20 protein-coding genes and 2 tRNA genes are annotated in these 22,256 nt (G+C 58.6%); 15 read left to right on the plus strand and 7 right to left on the minus strand.

Annotated features, from left to right (window positions below):
• Window positions 1-39 precede the first annotated feature (39 nt).
• The 9 genes from ndk to der all read left to right on the plus strand — a co-directional run bounded on the left by ndk (window position 40) and on the right by der (window position 9,379).
• On the plus strand, window positions 40-468 hold the full coding sequence (gene ndk, locus HNR38_RS04135) for a nucleoside-diphosphate kinase (protein WP_183700085.1): 429 nt from the start codon (window positions 40-42) through the stop codon (window positions 466-468).
• Between the two features lie 60 nt (window positions 469-528).
• The gene (gene rlmN / locus HNR38_RS04140; RefSeq protein WP_183700087.1) at window positions 529-1,641 is read left to right on the plus strand and encodes a dual-specificity RNA methyltransferase RlmN; all 1,113 of its coding nucleotides are present in this window, start codon (window positions 529-531) and stop codon (window positions 1,639-1,641) included.
• 50 nt (window positions 1,642-1,691) lie between these two features.
• Window positions 1,692-2,477, plus strand: a complete 786-nt coding sequence (gene pilW / locus HNR38_RS04145) for a type IV pilus biogenesis/stability protein PilW (RefSeq protein ID WP_246362376.1) — start codon at window positions 1,692-1,694, stop codon at window positions 2,475-2,477.
• Window positions 2,467-3,546, plus strand: coding sequence for a RodZ domain-containing protein (locus HNR38_RS04150; protein ID WP_183700091.1), 1,080 nt, complete (start codon window positions 2,467-2,469; stop codon window positions 3,544-3,546). The genes pilW and HNR38_RS04150 overlap by 11 nt, the downstream gene beginning before the upstream one ends.
• Window positions 3,547-3,581: 35 nt before the next feature.
• Window positions 3,582-4,700 carry a flavodoxin-dependent (E)-4-hydroxy-3-methylbut-2-enyl-diphosphate synthase gene (gene ispG / locus HNR38_RS04155; RefSeq protein WP_183700093.1) on the plus strand — a complete coding sequence of 373 codons (1,119 nt, stop codon included), beginning with the start codon at window positions 3,582-3,584 and terminating at the stop codon, window positions 4,698-4,700.
• A gap of 67 nt (window positions 4,701-4,767) precedes the next feature.
• Entirely contained in the window at window positions 4,768-6,015 is a 1,248-nt protein-coding gene (hisS, locus tag HNR38_RS04160; RefSeq protein WP_379919090.1) for a histidine--tRNA ligase, read from the plus strand.
• A 48-nt stretch (window positions 6,016-6,063) separates the two neighbouring features.
• Complete coding sequence (locus HNR38_RS04165; protein WP_183700097.1) at window positions 6,064-6,711, plus strand: YfgM family protein; 648 nt, start codon at window positions 6,064-6,066, stop codon at window positions 6,709-6,711.
• A complete protein-coding gene (gene bamB / locus HNR38_RS04170) occupies window positions 6,708-7,880 on the plus strand; it encodes an outer membrane protein assembly factor BamB (protein WP_183700099.1) in 1,173 nt (390 codons plus the stop codon). The genes HNR38_RS04165 and bamB overlap by 4 nt, the downstream gene beginning before the upstream one ends.
• A gap of 77 nt (window positions 7,881-7,957) precedes the next feature.
• Window positions 7,958-9,379 carry a ribosome biogenesis GTPase Der gene (gene der / locus HNR38_RS04175; RefSeq protein ID WP_183700101.1) on the plus strand — a complete coding sequence of 474 codons (1,422 nt, stop codon included), beginning with the start codon at window positions 7,958-7,960 and terminating at the stop codon, window positions 9,377-9,379.
• Here the strand turns inward: der and pta are convergent.
• From pta to HNR38_RS04190, 3 genes are read right to left on the minus strand one after another with little or no spacing between them, the layout of a single operon-like run.
• Window positions 9,369-11,510, minus strand: coding sequence for a phosphate acetyltransferase (gene pta, locus HNR38_RS04180; protein WP_183700103.1), 2,142 nt, complete (start codon window positions 11,508-11,510; stop codon window positions 9,369-9,371). The two genes, der and pta, sit on opposite strands and share 11 nt — an antisense overlap.
• A 31-nt stretch (window positions 11,511-11,541) precedes the next feature.
• Window positions 11,542-12,726: an acetate/propionate family kinase gene (locus HNR38_RS04185; protein ID WP_183700105.1), complete on the minus strand. Its 1,185-nt coding sequence runs from the start codon at window positions 12,724-12,726 to the stop codon at window positions 11,542-11,544.
• A gap of 33 nt (window positions 12,727-12,759) precedes the next feature.
• The gene (locus HNR38_RS04190) at window positions 12,760-15,168 is read right to left on the minus strand and encodes a bifunctional diguanylate cyclase/phosphodiesterase (RefSeq protein ID WP_183700107.1); all 2,409 of its coding nucleotides are present in this window, start codon (window positions 15,166-15,168) and stop codon (window positions 12,760-12,762) included.
• Between the two features lie 247 nt (window positions 15,169-15,415).
• Between HNR38_RS04190 and ccoM the strand changes: the two genes are divergently transcribed.
• The gene (ccoM, locus tag HNR38_RS17595) at window positions 15,416-15,565 is read left to right on the plus strand and encodes a cytochrome c oxidase subunit CcoM (RefSeq protein WP_183700109.1); all 150 of its coding nucleotides are present in this window, start codon (window positions 15,416-15,418) and stop codon (window positions 15,563-15,565) included.
• Window positions 15,566-15,589: 24 nt separating this feature from the next.
• Here ccoM and HNR38_RS04200 read toward each other — a convergent pair.
• The 3 genes from HNR38_RS04200 to HNR38_RS04210 all read right to left on the minus strand — a co-directional run bounded on the left by HNR38_RS04200 (window position 15,590) and on the right by HNR38_RS04210 (window position 17,053).
• Window positions 15,590-15,665 (minus strand) — tRNA-Glu (locus HNR38_RS04200).
• A 77-nt stretch (window positions 15,666-15,742) separates the two neighbouring features.
• On the minus strand, window positions 15,743-16,648 hold the full coding sequence (locus HNR38_RS04205) for a TIGR01777 family oxidoreductase (protein ID WP_183700111.1): 906 nt from the start codon (window positions 16,646-16,648) through the stop codon (window positions 15,743-15,745).
• 15 nt (window positions 16,649-16,663) lie between these two features.
• Complete coding sequence (locus tag HNR38_RS04210) at window positions 16,664-17,053, minus strand: sirohydrochlorin chelatase (RefSeq protein WP_183700113.1); 390 nt, start codon at window positions 17,051-17,053, stop codon at window positions 16,664-16,666.
• 86 nt (window positions 17,054-17,139) lie between these two features.
• Between HNR38_RS04210 and HNR38_RS04215 the strand changes: the two genes are divergently transcribed.
• From HNR38_RS04215 to HNR38_RS04235, 5 genes are all read left to right on the plus strand, one after another.
• Window positions 17,140-17,742, plus strand: a complete 603-nt coding sequence (locus HNR38_RS04215; RefSeq protein WP_183700115.1) for a DUF924 family protein — start codon at window positions 17,140-17,142, stop codon at window positions 17,740-17,742.
• Window positions 17,743-17,836: 94 nt separating this feature from the next.
• Window positions 17,837-17,912, plus strand: a tRNA-Gly gene (locus tag HNR38_RS04220).
• A 127-nt stretch (window positions 17,913-18,039) separates the two neighbouring features.
• Entirely contained in the window at window positions 18,040-18,837 is a 798-nt protein-coding gene (locus HNR38_RS04225) for an MOSC domain-containing protein (protein WP_183700117.1), read from the plus strand.
• A 5-nt stretch (window positions 18,838-18,842) separates the two neighbouring features.
• Window positions 18,843-20,789, plus strand: a complete 1,947-nt coding sequence (locus HNR38_RS04230) for an ATP-binding cassette domain-containing protein (RefSeq protein ID WP_343068230.1) — start codon at window positions 18,843-18,845, stop codon at window positions 20,787-20,789.
• Entirely contained in the window at window positions 20,786-21,454 is a 669-nt protein-coding gene (locus HNR38_RS04235; protein ID WP_183700119.1) for a DUF6901 family protein, read from the plus strand. The genes HNR38_RS04230 and HNR38_RS04235 overlap by 4 nt, the downstream gene beginning before the upstream one ends.
• Before the next feature lie 45 nt (window positions 21,455-21,499).
• Here the strand turns inward: HNR38_RS04235 and HNR38_RS04240 are convergent, their stop codons facing one another.
• Complete coding sequence (locus HNR38_RS04240) at window positions 21,500-21,931, minus strand: universal stress protein (RefSeq protein ID WP_183700121.1); 432 nt, start codon at window positions 21,929-21,931, stop codon at window positions 21,500-21,502.
• Between the last annotated feature and the right edge of the window lie 325 nt (window positions 21,932-22,256).

The raw sequence follows: 22,256 nt of genomic DNA on the forward strand, positions 1-22,256 counted from the left end.
CCCTGAGTTTACCAACACCAAACAATTGGAGAAAACAACATGGCAACTGAGCGCACGCTCTCCATTATCAAGCCCGACGCTGTGGCCAAGAATGTTATCGGCGAAATCTACAGCCGCTTCGAAAAGGCCGACCTGAAAATCGTTGCCGCCAAGATGATGCATCTGACCCAGGAGCAGGCGGAAGGTTTCTATGCCGAGCACAAGGAACGTCCGTTCTTCAACGATCTGGTCGCCTTCATGACTTCCGGTCCGGTTGTCGTTCAGGTGCTCGAGGGCGAAGGCGCCATTGGCAAGAACCGTGACCTGATGGGTGCGACCAACCCGAAAGAGGCGGAAGCCGGCACCATCCGTGCAGACTTTGCTTCCACCATTGATGCCAACGCCGTTCACGGTTCCGATTCAGCGGCTTCCGCTGAGCGGGAAGTGGCCTACTTCTTTAATGACGACGAAATCTGCCCGCGCAACTGATAGCGCTGGCGCGGGGGCGGTTAAACGCCTCCGCATTGGTTATCTGATCGAGGTTGTTACATGACAGACGCTGATACAAAAACCAATCTCCTGGGAATGCCCAAGTCCAAGCTGGAGGCGTTCTTTGAGGCGATGGGAGAGAAGCGTTTCCGCGCACAGCAGGTGCTCCAGTGGGTGCATCAGTGGGGCGTTGACGACTTCGATCAAATGACCAATATGAGCAAGGCGCTGCGTGAGAAACTCAAGCGTGTTGCGGAGATTCGCGGGCCGGAGGTTATCTTCGATGAAACCTCGAAGGACGGCACCCGCAAATGGGTCATGCGAATGGACAACGGGAACAGCGTGGAGACGGTGCTGATCCCGGATGGCGAGCGTGGCACCCTGTGCGTTTCCTCCCAGATCGGCTGCAGTCTCGACTGTACGTTCTGCTCAACCGGCAAGCGGGGCTTCAACCGTAACCTGACCGCCGCGGAAATCATTGGTCAGGTCTGGGTCGCTCGCAAGGCGTTCATGCCCTATGAGCCCAATGCTGACCGCCCGATTACCAACGTGGTGATGATGGGGATGGGCGAACCGCTACTGAATTTTGATAATGTCGTGGATGCCATGAACCTGATGATGGAGGATCTTGCCTATGGCATTTCCAAGCGTCGGGTGACGGTAAGTACGTCCGGTGTGGTTCCGGCGCTGGACCGTTTGGCAGAAGTTACCGATGTTTCACTGGCCATTTCCCTGCACGCCCCGAATGATGAGTTGCGTAATGATCTGGTACCGTTGAACCGGAAATACCCGATTGCCGAATTGCTTGCAGCAACCCAGCGCTACATGGGGCGCCTGCCTGACAAGCGTAAGGCGACGATTGAGTACACCGTCATTGAGGGCGTCAACGACCAGCCGGAACACGCAAGGGAACTGGCCGTTCTGCTCAGGAATCTGCCCTGCAAGATCAACCTGATTCCGTTCAATCCGTTCCCGGAAAGTGATTTCCGTCGACCGAGTATGAATGCCACCCGCCGGTTCCAGAACGTGCTCAACGAAGCAGGCTATGTTACAACGATCCGGACCACCCGCGGCGACGACATCGATGCCGCCTGCGGTCAACTGGTGGGTCGGGTCGAGGACCGGACCCGCAGGAGTCAGCGCTACATCTCGGTACAGCAGGTCGCACCCTGAGCTCCGGCCTCGTTACTAAACAAGGTGTTTTGATGGTAAAGGAACAATCCATGAAACTGGCTGCGGTTGCCATGCTCCTGATTGGCATGGTGTTGTCCGGTTGCGTGACAACAACGGATGGCCGGTTTACCCGGGATGTGGATCCTGAGAAGGCGCAGCAGAAATACGTCAAACTGGCGACAGCCTACGTGGGTCAGGGGAACCTCGAACGGGCCCGCCATCATCTCGACCGTGCTTTGGAAATTAACGATGACAGTGCTCCGGCTCTGGCTGTTCAGGGGCTCATTTTTAATGTCGAAGGTGAGGACGAGCTGGCTGAGCGCAGCTATCGCCGGGCGGTTTCGGTGGACAGCGGTTACACCAGAGCCCACGTGTACTACGGCGCATTTCTGTACTCGAAACGGCGCTTCGAGGAAGCCCGGGACCAGTTCCGGGCGGCGGCCCGCGATACTGATTATGACGACCGTGGGGGTGTCTTCTTCAATCTGGGCATGACCGAGGAGCGACTTGGTAACCCGGAAGCGGCTGAGCAGGCCTATCAGCGCGCAGTCGAGATCACCCGGGGCGATGCCCGGGCCCTGTTGGCACTTTCCACGGTGCTTGTCGAGCAGGAGAAGTATTCCCGCGCCTCCCGCTATTACAGCCGACTGCAGAACCTGATACAGCGCAGTCCGAATTTCAGTCATTCTTCCGAAAGCCTTTACACCGGTTTGCGGATTGCCCGGCATTTCGGCGACCGGGATCAGGCTGCCAGTATGGCACTGATGCTTAAAAACCAGTTTCCGGAATCCGTTGAGTATCAACAATACAAGGTGTTGATTGACAATGACCGATGAGGAACAGTCCAGATCAGCCCCGGCGAAACCCGTTGGGCGTCAGCTAAGACAGGCCAGGGAGCAACTCGGTCTGAGTGTGGAGGCGATTGCCGACCATCAGCACCTTCGCTCCTCGATTATCCAGGCCATTGAGGCCGGGGATTACACCAAGGTTGATACGGAACTGTTTCTCAAAGGGTATGTCCGCTCCTATGCGGTTCAGGTCGGCCTGGATGCGGATGCGGTTATCCGGGATCTTGATGCTGAACTGGAACCGATCCGTGAGGAGCGTGAACGGGAGCATCAGGCCGATCCGCTGATCGATATCGAACGACGCAAGCGGCGCAAGCGCCAGATTGCCAAAGCGGTCATTGTGGCGATTCTGCTTGGCGTCGCCGGTGCGCTGGCGTTCAACTATCTGGAAACAGAGGGGCGGGGCGCATCGGCTCCGACACTGGAAAACAGTGAAGCGCCTACGAACGACGGCGATGGAAGTCCGGGACCGGAAGACGGGGACGCTGGAGAGTCGGCTACCCGGAGTCAAGATGTGCAGCCGGAATCTTTGACTGCGACACCGGCCGGAACGCCGGATGACGGCGCATCATTCGCCACCGTGGACGACGAAACCACCGCTGCCGATGGCGCGCAGACACAGGCGGATGCGTCGGGCCCGGTACCTCCAGAAGAGCCAGCTCCTAGCCCTGAGCCCGATGCGCTGCTGGGTGACTCTTCAGCCGTTGCGCAGACTGACCCTGAAGTGCCGGCGCAGCCGGAGAGTGAGTCGTTTTCAGCCGTTGTGGACAACGACATTGCGGAAACAACCGAAGCTGCCAGTGCCGCTGGCGAGGCCAGTCTTACCATGACCTTCAGTGCCAACTGTTGGGTCCAGATAAGCGATGCTGAGGGCAACCGGCTGGTGAGCGCCCTGCGGGGGCCTGGCGATGAGCTGAATGTATCCGGGCCTGCGCCCTTCAGTCTTGTGGTCGGTGCAATGAGCGCTGTGGATACCCTGGAGTTCCGGGGGCAGCCGGTCGATCTTGGTGGTTTCCGTGTTGTAAATGACAGGGCCGAGTTCACCCTCGAGCCCTGATAATGAGTGCCGGATAGAATTGTTGGTTCCTTTCCATGAAGCATGAATCTCCGATAAAGAGACGTGAATCCCGCCGGATCATGGTGGGTAATGTTCCCGTTGGTGGCGGCGCGCCGATAGCCGTCCAGAGCATGACCAATACCGATACCTGCGATGTCGAGGCCACTGTGGGGCAGATTCAGGCCCTGCAGGCTGCCGGCGCTGATATCGTACGTGTCTCGGTACCCAGCATGGATGCGGCGGAAGCCTTCGGCCGAATCCGGGAACGGGTCTCCGTGCCGCTGGTTTCCGATATCCATTTTGATTACAAGATTGCCCTGCGTGTGGCTGAACTGGGCGTGGACTGCCTGCGAATCAATCCGGGCAACATCGGCCGGGACGACCGCGTCAGTGCGGTGATCAGTGCGGCCCGTGATCGCGATATTCCGATTCGGATCGGCGTGAATGCCGGTTCTTTGGAGAAGAGTCTCCAGCGTAAGTACGGTGAGCCAACACCGGAAGCACTGGTCGAGTCGGCCATGCGCCATATCGATATCCTGGATCGCCACGATTTCCAGGATTTCAAGGTGAGCCTCAAAGCCTCCGATGTTTTTATGACCGTGGCGGCGTATCGCCAGATCGCCTCCCAGATTGAGCAGCCGCTGCACCTTGGGATAACCGAGGCCGGCGGCTTCCGGTCCGGCACCGTCAAATCGTCCGTCGGGCTGGGCATGCTGCTGATGGAGGGCATCGGTGACACCATCCGGGTTTCCCTGGCGGCGGACCCGGTGCAGGAAATCAAGGTGGGGTTCGATATCCTCAAGAGCCTGCGGTTGCGCAGTCGGGGTATCAACTTCATTGCCTGTCCGAGTTGTTCCCGGCAGAACTTTGATGTCATCCAGACCATGAATGATCTGGAAGCCCGTCTGGACGATGTCAACACGTCCATGGATGTGGCCATCATCGGGTGCATTGTCAACGGTCCCGGTGAAGCCAAAGAAGCGGACCTCGGGCTCACTGGCGGCAGCCCGAAAAACCTGCTGTACATGGATGGCAAACCGAATCAGAAGCTGGACAATGCGTCGCTAACGGACGATCTGGAGCGGCTTATCCGGGAAGAAATCGAAAAACGCAAAAAGCAGGAAGAGGCTGTCATCGCCCGCTCTGCCGATTGAGTTTTCAAGAACCTTTCAGACAGTAAATCAGGGGCCTAATTTGGCTAAGATCAAGGCAATCCGGGGGATGAACGATATCCTCCCGGACCAGACAGCCGTCTGGCAGTATGTGGAATCCAGGGTAAGAAATGTACTGGGCCAGTATGGTTACCAGGAAATCCGTATGCCGATTGTCGAGCATACCGAGCTGTTCAAACGCTCGATTGGCGAAGTGACCGACATCGTCGAAAAGGAAATGTACACCTTTGACGACCGTAATGGTGACAGCCTGACTCTCCGCCCGGAGGGCACTGCCTGCTGCGTGCGCGCTGCGGAAGAGCATGGTCTGCTATTCAATCAGACCCGCCGCCTCTGGTACACCGGCCCCATGTTCCGGCATGAGCGCCCCCAGAAAGGCCGTTACCGCCAGTTCCACCAGGTGGGCGTTGAGTGTTTCGGCATGTCCGGACCCGACATCGATGCCGAACTGCTGATCCTGACCGCCAGGCTCTGGAAAGCCCTTGGCCTGGAAGGCCATGCCCGACTGGAAATCAACTCCATTGGTACCAGTGAATCACGTAGGGTCTACCGTGAGGCCCTGGTTGTCTACCTGGAGCAGTACCGTGATCGTCTCGACGAAGACAGCAAGCGGCGCCTGAGCACCAATCCGCTGCGGATTCTCGACAGCAAGGATCCGGAAACCCGCCAGGTCCTCAGCGACGCGCCGGTGCTGGATGACTATCTGGATGAGGAATCCCGGACTCACTTCGAACAGCTCAAAGCACTGCTGGATGCGGCCGGGATTGACTACACCATCAACCCGGCCCTGGTGCGCGGGCTCGATTACTACGGCAAGACCGTGTTCGAGTGGATCACGGACAGTCTTGGTGCCCAGGGCACCATCTGCGCGGGTGGTCGTTACGATGGTCTGGTTGAACAACTGGGTGGCAAGCCAACCGATGCCGTTGGTTTCGCTATGGGCCTGGAGCGACTGATTCTCCTGCTGGAGACGCTTGAGCTGATCCCGGCGGATGTGAATAATGCCGCAGACGTATACGTAACGGCGATGGGTGACCAGGCGGTTGCGCCAGCGCTGGCGATCGCCGAAAAACTGCGGGCTGCGTTGCCGAAGGCGGTGGTTGTCAGCCATTGTGGTGGCGGCAGTTTCAAGAGTCAGATGAAAAAAGCCGACCGAAGTGGGGCCCGTTATGCTCTCATCGTTGGCGAACAGGAAATAGCAGACGGTACCGTTGGTTTGAAGCCGCTGCGGGACGATGAGCCGCAGCAGGAAGTCGGCCAGGATGAACTGGCATCGGTACTTGCGAACAAGCTGTAATATACGACCTCAAGTCGTTGTTACCATTCATTATTAACAGGAGTGTTCATGGCTGAGTTGCGCACCGAAGAAGAACAGGTCCAGGCGATCAAGGATTGGTGGAAGAAGAATGGCAGCTCGCTGCTCATTGGTATCGGTGCCGCCCTGGCAATCGTTTTCGGTTGGCAGGCCTGGCAGAACTATCAGGCCCAGGAACGGGCAGAAGCCGCCAACCAGTTCGCCAACCTCATGAATGCCTACTCGGCCGGAGACGATCAGGAAACGGTTGCGTTTGTCGCCGAGGAACTGCGGAACCAACATGCAGACAGCGCCTATGCCATCTATGGCAATGTCGTACTGGCCCGTCAGCAGATGATGACAGGTGATGACCCGCAGGCGGCTGCTGACTCTCTGTCCTGGGCGCTGGAAAAAGCCGCAGACTATCCGGCGCTGACCCGTGTTATCCGTAACCGTCTGGCTCGTGCCCAGTTTGCAGCGGGGGATAACGAGGCGGCTCTGGCGACCCTGGACGGTGCTGGCGATTCAGACGCGTTCGATGCCATCTACTCGGAACTGCGCGGTGATATCCTGCTGGCAATGGGAAATCGTGACGGTGCCCGGGAGGCTTATCTCGCCGCCCGTGATCAGACCCGGCAGGGACGCAACGGCGTTCTGGAAATCAAGCTGGCAGACCTGGGCGTTGGGGGTGACGCATGAGGCTGGCAAAACGTACAGGTTGTATTGCCCGTGGAGCGTTGTTGGCGGCGGGCATGCTGGCCCTGGCCGGTTGTAGCTCGACCGAGCCCTTCGAACAGCCGGCTCCGGTTCCGGATATCCGTGGTAATGTAGATATCGATGATGTCTGGACGACGTCGATCGGGGATGGTCTCGATGGCGAGCTTCTGCAACTTTCTCCGGTATACGCTGGCGATACCATTTATGCGGTGTCTGCCGATGGCGTGGTGGCCTCGGTGCGCTCCGAGGATGGCGACATGGTCTGGGAAAAGGACCTCGATACTCGTCTGTTCGCCGGCCCCGGTGTCGATGGTGAGCATCTTTATGTGGTCACCCGCGAAGCCGAGTTGATCGCTCTGTCGAACACCGACGGTACCGAACTGTGGCGCATTGAGCTGCCCACTGAGGCCCTGGCTTCACCCCAGTCCAACGGCAATCTCGTTGCCGTGCAGACGATTGATGGCCGCATGCTGGCGTTTGACGCCAGCAATGGTGATCAACTGTGGCAATACGAGGCGCAGGTGCCGGTTCTGACCATGCGGTCCAGTGCCACGCCTCTGGTGGGTGGCGATGTAGTCATTGGATCTTTTGCCAATGGGCGGGTCATGGCGCTGTCGGCCTCCGACGGCCAGCCCCTGTGGCAGTATCAGGTTGGTCAGCCCAGCGGTCGTACCGAACTGGAACGCCTGGTCGACATCGGCGGCCAGCCTCTGGTCCTGGACCGGGCGCTAATGGTGGTAGGCTATCAGGGCAAGCTTGCGCTGATTGAAATCCGTTCCGGCCAGGAAATCTGGAGCCGTCCCGCCTCCAGTCTGTATTCTCCGGCAGTGGGCGACGGCCGCATCTTCCTTTCCGCCGCCAATGGTGACGTTCTGGCGCTCCGGGGCAGTGACCGTCGTGAGCTGTGGGTTCAGGACAGCCTCTCCTGGCGCCGGTTGACCGGACCCGCAGTGGTTGGTGATTACCTGGTGGTCGGTGATTATGAGGGCTACTTGCATGTCCTGTCTGCTGAGGACGGTACTCTGGTCGGGCAGTGGCAGTTTGACAGTGACGGTATTCGCGCACCGATACGAGTGATCGAAGGTGATAAACTGCTGGTTTATGGCAACAGCGGTGATCTGGCGGTTCTGGAATTGCAACCGGACGACTAAGCGCCAGCCTCCTTAAATTCTGATGATGACCCGGCCCTGAAAGGCCGGGTTTCCGTTTATTTGCGTAGCAGACCACTATGACCCCAGTTATTGCCCTCGTCGGACGACCCAATGTGGGTAAATCCACCCTGTTCAACCAGATGACCCGGAGCCGCGATGCCCTGGTGGCCGATTTTCCGGGCCTCACCAGGGACCGGAAATACGGCGAAGGTCACTACGAAGGGCAGAAGTTCATCGTCATTGATACTGGCGGCCTGACCGGTGACGAGGCCGGTATTGATGCAGAGATGGCCCATCAGTCCATGCAGGCGGTGGAAGAGGCCGATATTGTTCTTTTCCTGGTGGATGGCCGGGCAGGGCTGACCCCCGGGGACGAAATGATCGCGGATCACCTTCGCCGTTCCGGTAAGCGTGCACACCTGGTGGTCAACAAGACCGATGGCCAGGATCCCGACGTGGCCGCGGCGGACTTCTATAGTCTGGGGTTTGAATCCACCTTCCTGGTGGCTGCAGCCCACAATCGTGGTATCCGGTCACTGCTTGAGGCCTTGCTGCCGGAACCGGAGAATCCGGATGAGGAAGACCGGGCAGAGCGCTATCCGGGAATCCGGATCGGCATCGTCGGTCGTCCCAACGTTGGCAAGTCTACGCTGGTTAACCGCATGCTCGGTGAGGACCGGGTGGTGGTGTACGACATGCCTGGCACCACCCGTGACAGCGTCTACATTCCCTACGAGCGCCACGGCCACGAATACACTCTGATTGATACCGCCGGGGTTCGTCGACGGAAAAATGTCCACGAAGCCGTTGAGAAGTTCTCGATCATCAAGACCCTGCAGGCCATTGACGATGCCCACGTGGTGATTCTGGTGATCGATGCCCGGGACGGGCTGGTGGATCAGGATCTGCACCTGATTGGCTTTGTTCTGGACGCCGGTCGTTCGCTGGTGATTGCGATCAACAAGTGGGACGGCATGGATCCAGAGGATCGCGCCCGCGTGAAGGAGCAGGTGGCGCGGCGGCTGGACTTTCTTGATTACGCCGACAAATACTTCATCTCGGCACTGCATGGCACCGGCGTAGGCTCCATGTACGAATCGGTTCAGGCCTGTTACCAGTCCGCCATGGCCAAGTGGCCGACCAACCGGCTGACGGCTATCCTGCAGGATGCCGTTGCCCAGCATCAGCCGCCCATGGTGCAGGGCCGTCGGATCAAGCTGCGTTATGCCCACCAGGGTGGTTCCAAACCGCCGGTGATCGTAGTGCATGGCAACCAGGTGGACTCTTTGCCTGGCGCCTACAAACGGTACCTGGAAAACACCTTCAGGAAAGTGCTGCAGGTGGTGGGCTCACCGATCCGGTTTGAATTCCGTGCCAGTGAAAACCCCTACGCGGGCAAGACTGAGCGGCTTACCCCCCGACAAAAGGTCAAGCGGGACAACGACCTGAAGAAAGGCCGTCGTATCCGCAAGACCCGCCAGAAAAGCGTCAAGCGCTAACGTTACTGGCCTGAACTGCGGTGAGGGCGATGGTGAAGACTATGTCTTCGACCAGCGCGCCGCGGGACAGGTCGTTAACGGGTTTTCTCAGACCCTGAAGCATTGGCCCGACGCTGACCACATTGGCGCTGCGCTGCACCGCCTTGTAGGTGGTGTTGCCGGTGTTCAGGTCCGGAAAAACGAAGACGGTGGCCCGGCCTGCAACCTTGCTGCCGGGGGCCTTGGATTTGCCGACACTCTCAATCGCCGCCGCATCGTATTGCAGGGGGCCATCAATCAGCAGGTCCGGACGGCGCTCCCGGGCGATCCGGGTGGCTTCCCGGACTTTCTCAACTTCCCTTCCGCTGCCGGATTCTCCGGTACTGTAACTGATCATCGCCACGATGGGTTCGATGCCAAAGGCCTCCGCCGACTCCGCGCTCTGGATGGCAATGTCCGCCAGTTCCTGGGCATTGGGGTCTGGATTAATGGCGCAGTCGCCATAGACCAGCACCTGCTGGGGCATCAGCATAAAGAACACCGATGACACCACTTTTGCGCCATCGCGGGTCTTGATCAACTGGAGGGCAGGGCGGACGGTATTGGCGGTGGTGTGAATGGCGCCGGACACCAGCCCGTCGGCTTCATCCATGGCGACCATCATCGTGCCCAGTACCACATTGTCTTCTAGCTGGGCCTCCGCCATCTGGGGTGTCAGCCCCTTGTGGCTACGCAGTGAAACCATGGCTTCAACATAACGCTGACGAACGTCGGACGGGATAATGATTTCCATATCCTCCGGGACCGACGAACCAATTGATGTCGCCACAGACCGGATTTCGTGCGGATCGCCGATCAGCACACAACGGGCGAGTTTGCGCTCATGGCAGATAAGCGCCGCCTGGATGGTGCGCGGTTCATTGCCTTCAGGCAGAACAATGCGTTTGTTCGCAGCCCTTGCCCGCTGGGACAGTTGATAGCGGAAGGCCGGTGGGGACAGGCGGCTCTGGCGCTGGACCTTAAGATGTTCCTGGAGCCAGCCGGTATCAATGCGCCGGGCGATCCACTCCATGGTCTGTTCGATCCGTTCCGGATCGTCGATGGGAATGCCGGCTGACAGGTTGGCGAGCAGATGGGCCGTCTCATAGGTGTTGGTATCGGAGGTCAACACCGGCAGCCCGGTATCCAGGGCCCGGCGACAGAGTTTCACGACGCGCGGATCGGGCATCAGGTTTCCGGTCAGCATCAGTCCGGCCAGAGGCACGCCATTGAGAGCGGCCAGCGCGGTGGTAACGACGATGTCTTCGCGGTCACCCGGTGTCACCATCAGAGTGCCGGGGCGCAGGGTATCGGTCATGTTGCGGATGCTGCGGGCGCACACCGATACCCGCTGTACTCTGCGGGTCTGCATATCCCCCTCGTGCAGTACCGGCACGTCCAGCTCCCGGGCCACATCCGACACCCTGGGGGCGAGCAGTCCCGGCTGCCAGGGAATCTGGGCCAGCAGATGGAAGCGGCCGGAAGTGAACACCCGGCAGTCCCGGTGGTACTCGACCGTACAGTCGTTGTTATCATGCCAGTGGTCCAGCGCCAGGCCGGTGCGTTCGGGCTCGCCGACCTTGTTCAGGATGACGCCAATGACGTCCGGATCAGAGGGCGCGGCAAACAGGCGGGCGGAGAAATCCAGTTCGTCATCCAGCTCACTGGCAGCGCAGGCCCGGGGGGTGCTCACCAGAATCACCTCCGAACCCAGGTTACGTGCCACTTCAATGTTGAGGCGGGCGATATAGGCTTCGCTCTGGTCGAGCACCAGTCCTTCAATGATAACGACATCAACATCCCGGGCCACCTTCTGGTATTCGCCAACGACGTTCTCCATGAGCAGATCGGCTTTACCCCGATTGAGCAGTTGCTGGGCCTTCTTGAGGGGGATGGGCTCTGGAGGTTCCAGGTGGCTGCGGGCGCGGACAAAGGCCACAGAGGCGTCCTGCCCATGATTGTGCAGGGCCTCTCCCTGATGGACCGCCTGACTGAACGGTTTGTAGAATCCGACACTGACGCCCTCGCGTTCCAGTGCACGAAGCAAGCCCAAGCAGACCGAGGTCAGTCCTGAGTCGAGGGAAGTAGGGGCGATAAAAAGACTTTTGGCCATAGGGTCCGGTTATTCCTCTGGGTGGCAGTCGTCAGTTGTGGGCGCGAAGGTTCGCCTCGCGGGCGATGACCAGCTCTTCGTTGGTCGGGATGACCAGCACGGGATAGTTTGACTCGGGGCTTTCGATTCGCCCGTCACTGATCCGGCCATGATGATGGTTAAGCTCTTCATCCAGCCGCACTCCCAGAAGCTTCAGGTGGGACGCAGTCTGGCTGCGCACGCGGGCGCTGTTTTCGCCGATACCGCCGGTGAATACCAGCGCGTCCAGGCGGTCGAGGGAGGAGGTCATGGCGCCAATGTAGCGGGCCAGGCGGAAACAGAAAACATCGATTGCCAGGCGGGAGGGCTCATGCCCGTGATCGGCAAGTTCGCAGAGTGTTCTCATGTCATTGGTCTGCCCCGAAAGGCCGAGAAGGCCACTATCGTAATTCAGCATGTGGTGGGCGTCAGCGGCGCTGATGCCTCGGGCAGCCAGGAAATCGAACAGTCCCGGGTCTACGTCGCCGCTTCGGGTGCCCATAACCAGGCCTTCGAGCGGGGTGAGCCCCATGCTGGTATCGACACTCAGACCATCGCGGATGGCTGTGATGCTGCAGCCGTTACCCAGGTGGGCGGATATGATGGAGGTTGTTGCCGGCGTTTGATTGAGCCGGTTTGCAGCTTCCTGAACCATGAAACTGTGGCTGGTGCCGTGGAACCCATAACGGCGAATGCTCCAGTCGGTGTAGCACTGTTCCGGAAGCGCATAGCGATAGGCTCTGGGCGGCAGGGTCAGATGAAATGCCGTGTCAAAAACCACCACGTGGGGAATATCCGGGAATAGCTCCCGCATGGCCCGGATGCCTTCCAGGTTAACGGGATTATGCAGCGGAGCCAGCTCGGCACAGGCTTCAATGGCCGTCATGGTGTCGTCGGAAACCAGGGTGGATTCCCGGAAGGTTTCTCCACCATGGACCACCCGATGACCGATGGCCTTCGGGGGCTGCGACATGTAACCGGATTCATTGAACGCCTTGACCAGTGAGGCCAGAGCCTGGCCGTGATCGGCGCCCGTGGGCAACGGCACCGGGGCTTCCTGGCCGGCAATATGGGCAAAGGCGTCGGGGTTATTCAGTCGCTCAGCCAGTGCGGAGGCGATTTTTTTGAACTGTTGGTCAAACAGGGCCAGTTTGAGTGAGGAACTGCCACAGTTTACGACCAGTATGGTATCTGTCATGGATATGAGGTTCTGCCTTTTGGGTGATCGGGCTCAGCGTTTGCCGGTTCTCAGCCAGTCCATGAATGCGCTCTCCGGCAAGGGGCGGCTGTAGTAGTAACCCTGGGAAAAGTCACATTGTTCGGTCTGGAGGAAGTAGGTCTGGGCCTCTTCCTCGACGCCTTCCGCCACCACATTCAGTCCAAGGCTGTGGGCCATATTGATAATGGCTCGCACCAGGGAGCTGTCATCGGTTTCGGTGAGAACGTCCTGAATAAACGATTTGTCGATTTTAAGGGTGTCAAAGGGATAGCTCTTGAGGTAACTCAAAGCGGAATACCCGGTACCGAAATCATCCACCGACAGTCGCACGCCATAGTGGTCCAGTTGACGGAGGATCTCGGCGGTTTCAATGGTGTTGTCCAGAATCAGCCTTTCGGTAATTTCCAGCTCCAGCAGGCTTGCATTGAGCCCGGTGATCTCAAGTGCCCGCTTGACGGTATTGGTGAACCCGGGGTCCCGGAACTGCCGGGGCGATACGTTGACAGCGACTCCCACGTCGAACCCGCCCAGCTCCCGCCACCGGCTGGCCGCCCGACAGGCTTCGCCGATGACCCACTCACCGATGCTGGTAATCATCCCGGTTTCCTCTGCCAGGGGAATGAATCGATCGGGCATGACCAGGCCAAGGGTCGGGTTGTTCCAGCGAATCAGGGCTTCGGCTGTAACCGCCTGACCAGAGGCCGTATCCACAATAGGCTGGAAATAAAGCTCAAACTCACCGAGTTCAAGCGCTTTGCGCATCAGCGATTCCATCTGGAGCCGTTCATGGGAGATTTCTCCCATTTCGGGGGTGAATCTGGCGTAGGCGCTTTTGCCATTGCGTTTGGCTTCGTACATGGCAGCGTCGGCATGCTGCAGCAGTGTGCCGCTGTCGTCCGAGTCGGTAGGGAAGGTGGCGATGCCAATGCTGGTGGTGACGAAGACTTCCTGGCCGCTGAGCAGGAAGGGGCTGGCGAAGGTCTCGAGAATGCGGTCTGCAACCTGGCCAGGGGCCTCTGGGCCGGTCATTCCGGGCAGGATGACCAGAAACTCATCGCCACCCAGGCGGGCAACAGTACTGGTGCCCCGTAAGCAACTGGATACCCGGCGGGCCGCTTCCACCAGCAGGGTGTCGCCGGCATCGTGTCCCAGGGTGTCATTTATGTGTTTGAAGTTGTCCAGGTCCAGGAACATGACGCCGACCTGATTCTCCTCGCGGCGGGCCTGGGCCAGTGCCAGCTTGAGCCGGTCCATGGCCAGCATGCGGTTGGGCAGACCGGTCAGGATGTCATAGTTGGCCTGACGCAGGAGTTGCTGCTCGTAGCGTTTCCGGATGCTGATATCTTCACCGAGAATGAGGTAACCGGTAATGTCTCCGTTTACGTCCTTGATTGGCGTGACCACCAGTTGTTCCCAGTAGCGCTCACCGTTGCGCCGGACATTATTGACTTCACCCTGCCAGACTCCAACCCGCTGAACCTGGAGTCTGACTGACTGCCAGAGTTGCTGGGCCTGGCGATTCTCCAGTCCCTGTTCAATGATGCTGGATGTGTGACGCCCGATGATGTCTTTCGGTGCATACCCTGTTAACTGGCTGAACTTGCGGTTGGCATATTCCACTTTCCAGTGGCGGTCACAGATCAGGACCGAGGATGGGCTCTGGTCAATGGCCTTGGAGAACTTCAGGATTTCATCCGCATCCTTTTCCCGTCGTTCCATGTCCTCGTTCAGGCGCTCGCGCATGCCGTTGATGGCTTCCGTGACCATGCCCAGTTCATCGTGGCGGTTGGATGGCGTGTCCGGCCGGTCGAGACGCAGTGGCCGGGACAGGTTGGTCAGGGTCAGATCCCGGGTGTAATCAGCCATCGCTGTCAGGTGGCGGGTGATCAGATGCCGGAAGATCCAGAGAATCAGGACAGCGACAATAAAAACGGTGAAGAATTGAGTGCCCACGATAAACCCCAGACGCCGGTGCAAATCGCTGTAGACCCGCTCCAGATCAGCGGTGATGGTTAACTCGCCGAGGGGAATAGGGCGATCTCCGTTGTGGGTTAGCTTGAAACTATGTACCAGCGTGTCAGAGTGCCGGGGCCGCTCCCCCATCACCAGTTCCGAGTCCGGTTCGATCTTTAAGCGCAAATGGTCGATATCCGGCATGCTGAGGATGCCCTCCATCTGGGTCTGCAGCGACTGCTGGTCCAGGGCCCAGAGGCTGCGGGTCAGGCTGGAGCCGTACCCGGACTCGATAACCTGCATGCGTTCCTCAATCTGATCAAGATCGGTGCGATAGTCCGAATAAATCTGGATGCCGGATGCCAACAGGGTGAATGCCGAGCTGAAGAGCAGAATCCACGCCAGGAGCCTGAAAGACAGGGGGGAGGCCTTGCGAAACTGTTTCAGGCGGGAGGTAAAGTCTGGCATGTCATGCGTGGACCGAAACGGAAAAGGTTGAAGGCAGCGAGTTTGGCTCGGGCGTCTTTTTTTGAACTATAGCAGTAGATGAGGGGGAGTGTCCCGCTCCATATAACTAACCGTCAAGACAGGACTTTACGTTGAAATTTTCAATTATTGCAAGCCAGTAATGTGCTTGATGTAGATCAATAACGGGCTTCAGGTGACGGCGTAATCTGAGTTCAGTCAAATTTGATGAGAGACAGGAGAATACGCCATGTATATGGACGCGGTTGTGATAGCCGGGATTCTAACAGTGCTGCTGATGGTTGCTTTCTTTGTGGGCGTGGGCATCTTTGTGATGAAAGACCAGAAAACCCATGGTGGTAAAAACACCAAAAACAACCACGGAGGTAACGGCCACTAGCGTGGTCGTTTCTCAAGGCAAAAATGGCGTCCCCTAGGGGGTTCGAACCCCTGTTGCCGCCGTGAAAGGGCGGAGTCCTAGGCCACTAGACGAAGGGGACGCATCGCTTGCCTCGTCGAGGTGGCGCGTATATTAAGTACGGGCTCCGCCCCTGTCAACGGTTCCATTCAAAAAAATTCAATAATTCAGTGCTTCTCTCAGTGCGGGCTCCAGAGTCCGGTACTGGAACCTGAATCCTTCCTCTTCCAGGCGTGCAGGCACGGCCCTCTGCCCGGTCAGCAGAAGCCTGGCCATCTCCCCAAGTGCCAACTTCAGAGCCATTGACGGTGCAGGCAAGAATGCCGGCCGATGAAGAACTTTGGCCAGGGTCTGTGTGAACTCCTGATTGGTGACCGGCGCCGGGCTGACCATATTGTAGGCGCCTTTAGCGGATTCCGTGTTGATCATCCAGAGCAGGGCGGCGACCACGTCGCTACGATGGACCCAGGGCATGTATTGGCGCCCGGAGCCGAGGCGGCCGCCCAGACCAAACCGGAAGGGCGGTATCATTTGCTGTAAAAAGCCGCCATTACGGCCAACAACCAGACCGGTCCGGCTGATACACACGCGGACACCCAGTGGTTCCGCATCCAGTGCTGCGTTCTCCCAGTCCCGGCACAGCTGGTGGGTGAATTCCGGAACCGGTGAGGTTGATTCAGTGACCGTCTGGTCCCCCTGATCCCCGTAATAACCAACCGCTGAGCCGGAGACCAGCACCGAAGGGGCTCTGCCCCAGGTTTTCATGACGTTGACCAGTTGCCCGGTTGTTCCGGTCCGGCTTTCAGTCAGTGCCCGTTTACGGGCTTCAGTCCAGCGCTTTTCCGCAATGCCTTCCCCTGCCAGGTTGATGACCGCGTCAAAACCTCCATGGTTCTTGAGTTCGTTAAGGTCATTAACGACCGCTACCCGTCCGCAGACCGCGCGGACGGCATCGGGAGACTGGCGGCTTAGAATCGTCAGGGTGCTGTCCCGGGACAGGAGTGCCCGGCACAGATCCCTGCCGATGAAGCCAGTGCCGCCGGTGATCAGGATTTGCTGTGCCATCGCTTGCTCCTTTCTCTAACCGCTCGCGTTTTCGGTGCCGGTTTCCAGCTCTTCCGTGACAACATCCCGTATCGCGTACCCGAGCCTCGGGTTCTTGCCGATCGGGTCCGCCAGGCGGATGACAACGCCGAACCTGGCCTCAAGATCGGCAATCATGCCGGGCACGTCCTTGCGCAGGTGCCGCCCGGCGGCCAGGAACAGCGGAACCACGGTGAACTGTTCAATGCCGTTCTGCTTGCCGGTGCCTACAACGTCCTCAAGTGTTGGGGATGCCAGCTCCATATAGGCAATGGCGGAGCCTTCAACGGATTCGAGGGTTGGCGCGGCAAGTTGTTCAAAGGTGTCGCACCAGCGTTGGTCGCTGCTACCGTGGGCCAGCAGAATGATCCGGTGAGGTTGGTTCATGGTAAATCCTGTCTCTGGGTTAGCCTGGTTGTTGTCACTGAACTATGTACGATAATGCACTCACCAATGTATCAGGGAGCCTATAGATGTTCGATTGGAAAGAGCTTCTGGATTTCTGGTTTGGCCCGCTGGATGAACGGGGGCTGCCGGATAAAGAACATCGCGACCGATGGTTCCGGTCGGATCGCCGGTTTGATCAGGAGATCCGGCGTCGGTTCCTGTCGCTGGTCATGTTTGCCTCAGAAGAGGGGCTGGATCACTGGCGTAAAGAGCCGGGCGGTGCCCTGGCAGAGATCCTTCTTCTGGATCAGTTTACCCGCAATATATACCGGGGCGGGGCACTGGCGTTTGCCAGCGACACCCTGGCGCGGCAACGGGTGAGGTCAGCCATGGCCCAGGGACAGGATCTGGCGCTGCCGGCAGTGCAGCGGGCGTTTCTTTACATGCCTCTGCAACACTCGGAAAGGCTGGAAGACCAGGACCTGGCAGTTGAGTGCTACGAGCAACTGGCAGCCAGCCACGACGGGTTGCTGGGCGACTTTCTGGGGAGCTTTTTGCAGTCAGCGAAGGATCACCGGGACATCATTGTCCGTTTCGGGCGGTTTCCCCATCGCAACAGGGCGCTGGGCCGGCCATCAACCGTAGAAGAAAAAAGTTATCTGGAGAATGGGGCGCGTTTCGGTCAGTAAGGGTTTCAGAAAAATTTCCACCGGGTTATTGACGACCGCAAAGTTATCAGTAGAATACGCAGCCGTTGAGAGGGAACGCCCTCTTAAACGACAAGCGGGAATAGCTCAGTTGGTAGAGCACAACCTTGCCAAGGTTGGGGTCGCGAGTTCGAATCTCGTTTCCCGCTCCAGATTTCGAAAACCCGGCCATGTGCCGGGTTTTTTTATGTCTGTCTCCGGTAAGCCGCCGACGCAGCTCGGTCGGTCAGTTATACTCGGCATCCGATCCGTCGATACTTTTCAAAGGACAGGTGCTGCATGCAGGTGCTCTCTCTTTTTTTCTATCCGGTTAAATCCCTGGGCGGGATCCGTGTGGACACGCTTGAGCTTGATGAGTTCGGCCCCACCGGAGATCGTCGGTGGATGATCATCGACGACCAGAACCGGTTTGTGACCCAACGCCGCCTGCCAGCATTGGCGCGGGTTTCGACGGCGTATTCAGACGGACAGGTGGCCATCAACATCCCAGGCGAAGGCGAGTTCTCCCTGCAGCCGGGCACCAAGCGCCTGGAAGTGCAGGTATGGCGGGATCAGGTGACGGCGCTGGCAGGGGGCGAAGACGCCGCCTCAGCGCTGTCCCGTTTCTGTGACATGCCCCTGCGCCTGGTGTACATGCCCGACGACAGTTTCCGGCGCGTCGACCCTGAGAGGGTCCCTGAGAAGCGTCGGGTTGGCTTTGCTGATGGCTTTCCTTTTCTGGTGGTCAATGAAGCCTCCCTGGATGAGCTGAACACACGACTGGAATCGCCGGTCGATATACGCCGGTTTCGTCCCAACATCGTGGTTAAAGGGGCTGCCCCGTGGGATGAGGATGAGTGGCGGTCGCTCAGGATCGGCGACAGACGGTTCGATCTGGCAAAGCCCTGTTCCCGGTGCGTGATGACCACCGTAGATCCGGAGACGGGCGTCAAGGATTCGGGTACTCAGCCCCTGAAAATGCTGGCTTCCTACCGCAAGACCAAGGACGGCGTCATTTTTGGACAGAATGCCGTGCATGATGGGCCTGGTCAGGTCTCGGTAGGGGATATGGTTTCCGTTCTGCAAGAGGAGTCCTGATCAAGGTGCCATTGTTAACTCTGGACAGGTTGTCCCTGGCCTTCGGTATGCATCCACTTCTGGATGAGGCGTCCCTTAACCTGGAGCCCGGCGAGCGCGTGTGTCTGCTCGGTCGGAACGGGGAGGGCAAATCCACGCTTCTGAAAATTGTCAGCGGCGATGTCACGCCCGACGGTGGCCTGGTCCGCCTGGACGAGGGCGCGACGCTCTCGGTTTTGCCCCAGACCCTTCCCTCCGACGATACACGCACGGCCTACGATGTGGTTTCCTCTGCCTTCCCGGAGACCGGCGAACTGCTGGCGGAATTTCACCGGCTGTCGCAGCAGGCGGACGAAGCCAGCCTGGATCGCATGATGAAGGTTCAGGAGCGGCTCGAGGCACTGGATGGCTGGTTACTGGATCAGCGCGTCAATACCGTTCTTGAGCAATACGGCATTGACCCTGATACACCATTGAACAGGCTTTCCGGCGGTTGGCAGCGCCGGGTCCTGCTGGCCCGTGCTCTGGTTGTGGATCCGGACATTCTTCTTCTCGACGAGCCGACGAACCACCTGGATGTGCCGGCCATCGCCTGGCTGGAGGAAGCGCTGGGCCAGTTTCGTGGTGCCATGCTGTTTGTCAGTCACGATCGGGCGTTCATTCGCCGGATGGCCACCCGCGTGGTTGAGCTGGATCGTGGCCAACTGGTCAGCTTTGCCGCCAGTTACGATAAATACCTGGAGCTGAAAGAGAAGGCCCTGGAGGAAGAAGAGCGCCAGAATGCCCTGTTCGACAAAAAGCTCAAACAGGAAGAGGCCTGGATCCGGCAGGGGATCAAAGCCCGTCGAACCCGGAATATGGGGCGTGTCCGTGCCCTGAAGGCCATGCGTGAGGAGCATCGTCAGCGGCGGGTGCGCGGTGGCACCGCCAGTTTTGCGGTGGAAGAAGCTGACAGGTCCGGCAAGCTGGTGGCAGAGGCCACCGACGCTGGTTTCCGTTATCCGGATGGTCAGCCCATCATCAAGGACATGAACCTGACAGTCCTGCGCGGTGACAAGATTGGGCTGGTGGGTGAGAACGGCACCGGCAAAACCACCCTTGTGCGCCTTCTGTTGGGGGACCTGGCACCCACAGATGGCAATATCCGGCTTGGCACCAACCTCCAGGTTGCCTATTTTGATCAGCTTCGGGGGGAGCTGGATCTGGACCGGAACGCCGTGGACAACCTCGCCGAGGGCCGTGAATTTATCGATATCAACGGTCAGAGTCGCCATGTCCTGGGGTATCTGCAGGAATTTCTGTTCACGCCGGAGCGTGCACGCTCTCCGGTGACGGTCTTTTCAGGCGGTGAGCGCGCCCGGCTCCTGCTGGCAAAACTGTTCAGCAAGCCGGCCAACATCCTGGTGCTGGATGAGCCAACCAACGATCTGGATGTCGAAACGCTGGAACTGCTCGAAGAGCAGCTTTCGGAATTTCGGGGAACGGTGATCCTGATCAGTCACGACCGGGAATTTCTCGATAATGTGGTAACCGACACCATTTTCCTTGACGGTTCAGGCAAAGTCAGGGAGTTCGTCGGTGGCTATTCCGACTGGCGCCGGCAGGGTGGGCGGTTCCCATCCGAAGTGACCGGCGCCCGCCCGGATCGCCAGGATCGCGAGTCTGCAAGCCGCAAAGAGCAGAAAGAACAGAAACCTGGCACGGAGACCTCGGACCGGAAAGCCGCAAAAGGAGCCGGCAAGCCGGTGAAGCTCAGCTACAAGCTCAAAAGAGAGCTTGAGCAGTTGCCGGGTCAGATCGAGGCGCTTGAGCAGGAAGTCGAGCAGTTGCAGGAGCGGATTTCGGCACCGGACTTTTATGCCGGTCCTCAGGATGAGGTTGCCCGGACTCTGGAGCAGCTCCAGGCCGCAGAAGCCCGGCTTGAAGAAACAATTGAGCGATGGATGGAATTGGAGGAGCAGGCAGGGCAATGAGCGTCCAGTACAATTTCCGTTACGAGGATGGCCGGGAGGTTGATTTCCGGGTTACAGATGCCCCAGCAAAACTGCCCCAGGGACAGGCTATTCCGACATGGGTGAATCTGGACTACTGCCAGTGCTCGAACTGTCCCCTGAACACCTCGGAGCATGTGCACTGCCCGGCTGCTGTTGCCATCGTGCCGGTGATTCAGGCGTTTCAGGCGGAAGATGCCTACCAGAAGGTGGACGTGACCGTTACCGATGAGCGCCGGTCCTACCACAAGAACACCACGCTGGAAGAGTCGCTGCGTTCGCTGCTTGGCCTGAAGCTGGCAACCAGTGGCTGCCCTCTGCTGTCGCAGCTCAAACCCATGGCAAAACACCACCTGCCGTTCGCCAGCACGGACGAATTCATTATGCGCAGTGTGGAATCCTATCTGCTGGAGCAGCTGTTTGCCCGGCGGGAGGGCAGAACGCCCGACTGGGACCTGAAGGGACTGGTGGAGCGCAATCAGCAGTTGCAGCTGGTTAATCAGGCGCTTTGGCAGCGCATACACGCAGAGTGCCGGGGAGACAGTAACCTCAAGGTTCTGCTGAGCTTTTTCTCGATGGCATCGAGTGTGTCGATCTCGCTGGAGAGCCAGTTGCGAAAGCTGCAGAGTAGCGTGCTGTCGGAATAGGGAGATCGGGGGAGGAGGGCTCCCCCGATCAGTTTGAGTTGGCGGTCAGTGGATGCGCACCGCCATCACGTCACACTCGGTACCATGAAGCACGCCGTTGGCGGTGGATCCCAACAGCAGCTGGAAGCCTTTGCGGCCGTGGCTGCCGACGATGACCAGATCCACCTTGTGCTCTTTCACCAGGCGATGTATCTCGGATTCCGGCCGGCCAACGGTGACCACCTGATTGGCGCTGGAGACGTTGTACTTCTCACCATACTTGGCCAGTTGCTCACGCGCAGCTTTGTCCAACTGGTCCTGCAGTTCGGTCAGATCCATCGGAATATCACCGCCATACGCGTAACCGACCGGCTCCACCACGTGTACCAGCAGCAATTCGGATTTGAATGCCTCGGCAAGGGATTTAGCCTTTTCAAGAACCTGGGGGGCTTCCTCGGTCAGGTCGATGGCGACCAGCATTTTGTCATAGGTGGGCATGGGGTTAGCTCCTTTGTGCTTTCGGAATATTCCTAGGATAGTACTGACACGGTATCGGGAAAAGTCCCGTCACATTCTGACGGGGGTCAACCCCAAAGGGAAGATGCACGGGGGAAATCCTTTTACTCGTCTTTGCTGCACCACTATGCTGTGACTCAGAAATAAATTGACAAACGACCGATTTTTTTTCATCGTGTCACCTCTCGATTCAAACGACTGTATGAATTTTTTGGATCGGATGATCGGGCAGTGACCGAAATCTCGCTGCAGCGACTTCGCCGGCCTTGTATCCGGCCGGCCACTGTCAGCAGTTCCAAACACAGAC

Source organism: Marinobacter oulmenensis (assembly GCF_014201735.1).
Lineage (GTDB): Bacteria > Pseudomonadota > Gammaproteobacteria > Pseudomonadales > Oleiphilaceae > Marinobacter > Marinobacter oulmenensis.